This is a genomic window from Flavobacterium sp. LM4 (genome assembly GCF_002017935.1).
Lineage (GTDB): Bacteria > Bacteroidota > Bacteroidia > Flavobacteriales > Flavobacteriaceae > Flavobacterium > Flavobacterium chungangense.
On the sequence record NZ_MUFW01000006.1, the window covers coordinates 197,020 to 203,956 of the forward strand.

The window sequence follows — 6,937 nt, forward strand, 5'->3', positions numbered from 1 at the left end:
AAATCCGAATACTTTGAAATCGATACTCTTAAAATTATTTTTCTTCTTTTTCATTACCTCTCAAATTCAATCGCAAGAATTACTTCCCTTTGTAGAAAATTATAGTAAGTCCAATTATCAGGGTGACAATCAGATCTGGAATGTCGTTCAGGGAAAAGATAACGCCATGTATTTTGCCAACAATCATTACTTACTACGATATGATGGCGTAATATGGGAAAAATATACTTTACCAAACAAAACAATCATCCGTTCCATTATGATTGATGGAGATAAAATCTATTCAGGTTCTTATAAGGAATTTGGTTATTGGTACAGAAAAGAAGGTAAAATGCATTATGTTTCAATTACCAAAAAACTACGCTTATTTGCTGAAAAAGACAATGAGGAAATTTGGAAAATATTCAGATATAATGGTTCGTTATATTTTCAATCCTTTAATGATGTTTTTATTTATGATGGAAAACATATTAAAAAAATCAAATTTCCATTTTTAATATCGTACTGTTTTGTGGTGGATAAAGAGCTTTTTGTTGCTTCTGTCGATAAAGGACTTTTTAGAATGGATGGTTCCCGAATTGCAAATCCAAAAGGCTGGAATATTTTAAAGAACACAGTCGTTCATGCAATCGAAAAACACAAAGGCAAAACTTATATTTTTACCCAAAAGAAAGGGATTTTTATTGTAGAAAAATCAGGTTTGATTGCCTGGAATAATCCTTTAAACGAAACATTAAAAGTAAACGGAATCAATGTCGCGAGGTTTATTAAAAATAACAAATTAGTTATCGGAACCGGAAACAAAGGAGTTTATATTTATGATTTTAATTCAGAGACATACAAAAATATAGACCGAAATAATGTGTTGATGAACAACTCAGTTCTCTGTATTGGCTTTGATAAAGAAAATGATTTATGGCTTGGTCTGGATAACGGTATAGCACACGTTGAAGTGAATTCACCCATATCTATTTTTTATGACAATTCAGGAATTTTAGGTTCGGTATATTCCGTTGCAACCACCAATAAAGGATATTTAATTGCTTCAAATCATGGTGTTTTTGAATTTGATTCAGGTAAATTCAAAATGATGCCCAATACACAAGGACAGGCCTGGAATATTACTAAAATTGAAAATAAATACATCATTGGACATAATGACGGAACTTTTTGCTATGAAAATGGTTCTTTAGTTAAAACAAATAATATTAGCGGTGGCTGGAATTTATCAAAAAGCAGTATTAACAATACTTGTTTTCAATCTACTTATAGTGGGATTTTGGCATATGATGATATTTCAAAATTAAGTGATTATAAAAAAATTAAAGATATTTCAAAGCCTATAAAATATGTAGCTCAAAATAAAAAAAATGAAATTTTTGCTGCAGATAATTATCGTGGTTTATATCGTGTTGTGTATAGTGATGATTATCAGACTAAAAAGGTTGAAAATATCACCCAGCAGAGTAAAATACAAAATGATTTTGGGGTTAAGATTTTTGAATTTAGAAATGAAATTTTGTTTCTAATTGATAATTCATGGTTTACCTATAATTCAATTACCAATAAATTGGAAGAAAATGAATTGTTTAATACTAATTTTAAAAATATAACAGATGTAGTAGCAATTGATGAAAATCATTTTATGGTACTTCAGGAAGGTATTTTGTACCATATTTATGCTGTCGAAAATAAATTTGTCTGGAATATTATTCAGGAAAAATATTACAAAGGAAAACTCATAAATGACAATTTAAGGATTTTTAAAACTCAGAATCACTATTTACTGAATCTGGATGACGGATTTATTTCTCTTCAGCTTAAATATGAAAATAAGCAAAATACACATGTTAAAATTGAAGCATTTAATAACGGAATACTGCTTCCCGATGATTCTAAAATTAAATACAATACCGAATTAAGAATCAATGTAATATCAGGAATTTACGGAGCCAGTAAGCCTAATTTATTTTATAAAATCAATAAAAGTAATGATTTTGTACCCATTTCCGATGGCTTAATTGTACTGAATAATCTAAGTAGTGGTAATCATACCATTGTCGTTTATAAACATGACGGAGCCAATTATGATAAGGTCTGTAATTTCGATTTTAAAGTAGCCGAGCCCTGGTATTTTTCTGTTTGGATGATTTTATTATATCTCTTATTAGTAGGGACAGTTTTGTTTTTTTATTATAAGTGGAATAAATTTCGCTATATGCAAAAACTGGAATTGCAGGCAGAAGAAGAAAGACATCAAAGGAAAATTCTGGAAATGGAATTAAAGGCCGAAAACGAACTCAATATTCAGGAATACGAAAAACACATTCTGGAACTCGAACTGCAAACTAAATCATCTGAAGTTGCCGGAAAATCATTATCTATTGCCAAACAAAGTGAAATGATTGAAAATATTCAGAGTATTCTGGATTCTGAAAAAGATTTTAATAAACTGAAAAGTGAAATTAAAAAAGCAATTAAGATCAATGAAGTCAATAAACATGAATGGGAAATCTTTGAAACCAATTTGAATCAGATCCATAATGAATTTATCATTAATCTTTCGAAGAAATTCCCAAACCTGACTCCTAAGGATATTAAGTTATGTATTTATCTAAAAATGAATCTTTCTTCTAAAGAAATTGCACCGCTAATGAACATATCATTCAGAGGTGTTGAACTACACAGATATCGTCTAAGAAAGAAGTTAAATCTGTCTCAGGAGGATAATCTTTCTAAGTTTTTATTAAGTCTGTAAGATTTTGTTTTATTTTTTATACAAATACTATTTTTTCAATCCTTTTTTTACATTATTACAATACATCATTACTACATCATAACATTATGTTGATGAAATTTATTTAATAATTAAGTTGTTGTTTTAAAAGGTTTTAATTGTATTTTAAGTGTGTGTGATGTGGTTGTGTAGTAGTACTATATGATGTACTCAAACGTTGTAATTGTTTAATTTGGCTCTACTAACTTAAACGATTTAAACTGTATGAAAAATTTTATTTTTAGCTTTCTGGCTCTTTTGCTTTTACCGGCTTATATGTCGGGTCAGGCAATTAAAGGAAAAGTAATAGATAATAGCGGAATGGGAATCCCCGGAGCAATTATTAGTGCCCCCCAATCCAAAACTACCGCCGATGCTGATTTCGACGGAAATTTTACAATTAATGCCAAACCAGGTGAAATTCTAAAGATTTCGATGCTGGGCTTCGATGCTGTTTCTGTAGCAGCAACTTCCGGTTTAATGACAATTACTTTAAAAGAAGCTGGCGATACTGCTTTAAAAGAAGTAGTAGTAATTGGATATGGTACCAGAAAGAAAATTGACAATACGTCTGCCATTACTTCATTAAAAGCAGAAGATGTTACAAGAACAAAGGTATTAAATGCTTCTCAGGCTATTCAGGGGAAAGCAGCAGGGGTTCAGGTAACTTCTTCAGATGCACCAGGGAGTACACCTTCTGTAGTCATTAGAGGTTTGGGTACTGCATTAGGAGGCAGAAATCCTTTATATATTGTTGATGGTATGCCAACAGAAAATATCAATAATATCAATACAAATGATATTACTTCTTATGAAATCCTAAAAGATGCTTCGTCCCTTGCTATTTATGGCACAAGAGCAGCAAATGGGGTTATCATTATTACTACTAAAAAAGGTAAAGGAGATAAAGTTTCTGTAGAAATTGAAAGTTTTGGCGGTATCAGAACACCCCTTAAGAAAGTAAAGATGGCAGATTCTAATCAATATGCAAGCTATTCTAACGCCTCTTTAGGCACAAACAGATTCTCTACCAATCAGCCTGTTAATACAGATTGGTTTGATGAAATTACAAGAACGGGTACTTATACTCAAAATAATATTTCTATTTCCGGAGGTTCAGAAAGTGTTAAATACTTTTTCAGCGCAGGTAACTATCAGGAAAAGGCGATTCTTAACGGCTTAGATTACAGCCGTACAAATTTTAGAAATAATAATGAATTTAAACTTTCTAAAAAAATCACTTTAAATCAGAACTTTAGCTTTACATCGGCTAATTCTACACCAAAACCATTAAGCGCATTTACAAATGCTTACAAACAGTCATCAATTGTGCCGGTGCGTTTTGCGAATGGTCAATATGGTGCTCCTTTTGCAGATGCAAGCGGAGTGGCAAGCTCAACAGGTACTTCATTTAATAATGTTGGAAATCCTGTATCACAATTAGATTTTTATAATGAAGAACAAAGAAGTATTACCCTTCAGGGTGGTTTGAAACTGGATTATGAAATCTTAAAAGGCTTAAAGTTTACTTCACAATTTAATGGGGAATACTATACCTGGAAAAATTATAATTTCGAGGATACTAAAAATGTTTGGTTAGCGGCTAATCCAACCCGTAAAGATGCTGATTATTCAAGTACTGATCCTATTAATTTATTAACGAGAGGCAGAGAACAGTATTTTAACTGGAACCTGTCTAACTATTTTACTTATAATAAAGTATTTGCTAATGTTCACGATGTAGAATTAACAGCAGGTATTGAAACTTCTGTAAAAGGTCCAAGAGAAAAATTAGTAATCACCAGAAAAAATGTGAGTCCTGATTCTAACTATTGGTCTTTATATAATGCGACAGATGCAGAAGGTGTTGATTACTCAGGTACTGTTACAAATTTACAGGATATTGTTTTCAATGAAAGTAAATTAGCATCTTATTTTGGACGTTTCCAATACAAATTAATGGACAGATACTTAGTAACCGGAACTATTAGACGTGACGGATCTTCAAATTTTGCAAAAGATTACCGTTGGGGAACTTTCCCATCTGTAGGTCTTGGATGGATTATGACTAAAGAAAGTTTTCTGACAGATGTTAAAGGAGTTGACTTAATCAAATTAAGAGGTAGCTGGGGTAAATTGGGTAACCAAAATGTACCATTAAACAGTCAAAGTTATAATTCGGGTTTAAACAGTTATTTAGGAGGTTCAATTTTATATGAAGGATCAAGTATAACTTCTCAAATTGACCCGTCTTTAACATGGGAAATTACTGAAGAGGCTTCTGCAGGTGTAGATTTCGAACTTTTAGGCAACAGATTAAAAGGATCTTTCGATGTTTATGACAAAAATACAGATAATGTAATTTTATATGTAAAACCTTATCCAACTTCTGGAATTACAACGGCTTCTCCTTCTCATGTTGGTGAAGTTTCAAACAAAGGTTTTGAAATTGCTTTACGTTGGGATGATAAAATTAATGACAATTTAAGCTATTGGGTTGGTGGTAACTTCTCACACAACAAAAATGAGCTTACAAGCTTAAAAGATGTTTCATTATCTCAGGTTATTGGAGGTAATTTAGGAAATGGTCAGGACACCAAATTATTATACAACAACTCAATTGGTCAGCCATTAGGTAGTTTTTATCTTTATGAATATGCAGGTGTAGACCCGGCAAATGGAAACATGCTTTATTACGATTTTACTGGTGCTAAAGTAACTCAGGATGCTTTATCTGCAACAACTGATAAAAAATACGCTGGTTCAATTTTACCAAAAGCAAATTACGGAGTTTCTTTAGGGCTTGTTTACAAAAACATTGATTTTTCAGTTGACGGATATGGGACTGGCGGAGCAAAAGTGTACAATGGTAAAAAAGCACAGCGTTTTGGAGGTGAAAACATCGAAGCTTCTATGACAAATGATTATTGGACGGCAACAAATACAACATCTCAGAATCCAGCACCATTTAATATTGTTCCGGTTGCTTCAACTTATTATATGGAATCTGCAGATTTCTTCAGAATCAACAATATCACTGTAGGGTACAAACTTCCTCTTAAAGAAGATCAATTTATTAGTTCTTGCAGAATTTATTTTAATGCAATTAACCCGTTTATTACACAGAAGTATTCTGGTTTTTCTCCTGAGTTAAATGGAGATGGTAATCCTTATGGAACACAAGGTGTTGAACTGGACGCTTACCCAACATTAAGATCATTTGTAATTGGTGCTAATTTAAAATTTTAATATTATGAAAAAAATATATATATCAATCTTCTTGTTATCGGCATTAACTTTACAGGATGTGCAGATGATTACCTGGATGTTAAACAAACTGAGACTATTTCTACAGATGATATTGAGTTATTTAACAACGACAGCGGAGCAAAAACCTTTGTTACCTCAATTTACAGTAAGTTTTTAGATTGGGACATGAGTTCATTCGGATGGATTGGCTTGGCAAGTATTACATCTGATGATGCTGATAAAGGTTCCACTCCAAGTGATACAGGTACTGATAAAGATGTTTTGGACGCCTTAACTTATAATGCATCAAATCCATCTGCTGAAAGTACTTTTAATGCAAACTATGATGGAATCAATAGATGTAACCAGGCATTAGCGATTCTTCCTAAATTAGACAAAGCGGATCCTGCATTAAGAGAAAGGTTAATGGCTGAGGCAAAATTTAAGAGCTTTCATGTACTTTACTTTAGTAAAATGTTACGGAGGAGTGCCAATTGTAGATCACGTTTCCAGTATTCCATTATCAGCAGAAGATAAAGCAATGCAGTTAACTCGTAAAACAGCTGCTGAAGTGTATGCTTTTATTGAAAAAGATTTAACTGAGGCTGTAGTGGTTTTACCAAATAAATCTGAATATGCTGATTCTGAAAAAGCCAGAGCTTCAAAAGGAGCAGCTTATGCTTTATTGGCAAAAGTAAGTCTGTATCAGAAAAAATGGCAAGACGTCGTAGATAACTGTAATCTGGTTACAGGATATAGCATATCTCCTGATTATGCTAAAATGTTCAGACTTGAAGGAGAAAATGATGGGGAATCTATTTTTGAAATAAACGGTAATGGGGCAGTACCAACTCGTGGAATTCAAGGATATTCTAATACTCAAGGTGTTCGTGATGCATGGGGATGGGGATT

Annotated in this window: 4 protein-coding genes; all 4 read left to right on the plus strand. The window is 32.3% G+C overall.

Translation table 11 applies throughout. The features are described from left to right. Positions 1 to 13: 13 nt before the first annotated feature. Positions 14 to 2,758 carry a histidine kinase gene (locus BXU10_RS23730; RefSeq protein ID WP_078229917.1) on the plus strand — a complete coding sequence of 915 codons (2,745 nt, stop codon included), beginning with the start codon at positions 14 to 16 and terminating at the stop codon, positions 2,756 to 2,758. A gap of 243 nt (positions 2,759 to 3,001) precedes the next feature. Continuing rightward, entirely contained in the window at positions 3,002 to 6,025 is a 3,024-nt protein-coding gene (locus BXU10_RS23735; protein ID WP_078229910.1) for a SusC/RagA family TonB-linked outer membrane protein, read from the plus strand. Between the two features lie 186 nt (positions 6,026 to 6,211). Beyond that, complete coding sequence (locus tag BXU10_RS25465; protein ID WP_223255557.1) at positions 6,212 to 6,562, plus strand: hypothetical protein; 351 nt, start codon at positions 6,212 to 6,214, stop codon at positions 6,560 to 6,562. Beyond that, positions 6,480 to 6,937: RagB/SusD family nutrient uptake outer membrane protein (locus tag BXU10_RS25470; protein ID WP_223255558.1), on the plus strand; the 458-nt coding region annotated here is incomplete at its 3' end. The genes BXU10_RS25465 and BXU10_RS25470, both read left to right, overlap by 83 nt.

Coding starts and splice junctions, on each gene's coding strand:
- BXU10_RS23735 (WP_078229910.1), top strand. CDS start 3,002: ATGAAAAATTTTATTTTTAGCTTTCTGGCTCTTTTGCTTTTACCGGCT.
- BXU10_RS25465 (WP_223255557.1), top strand. CDS start 6,212: ATGAGTTCATTCGGATGGATTGGCTTGGCAAGTATTACATCTGATGAT.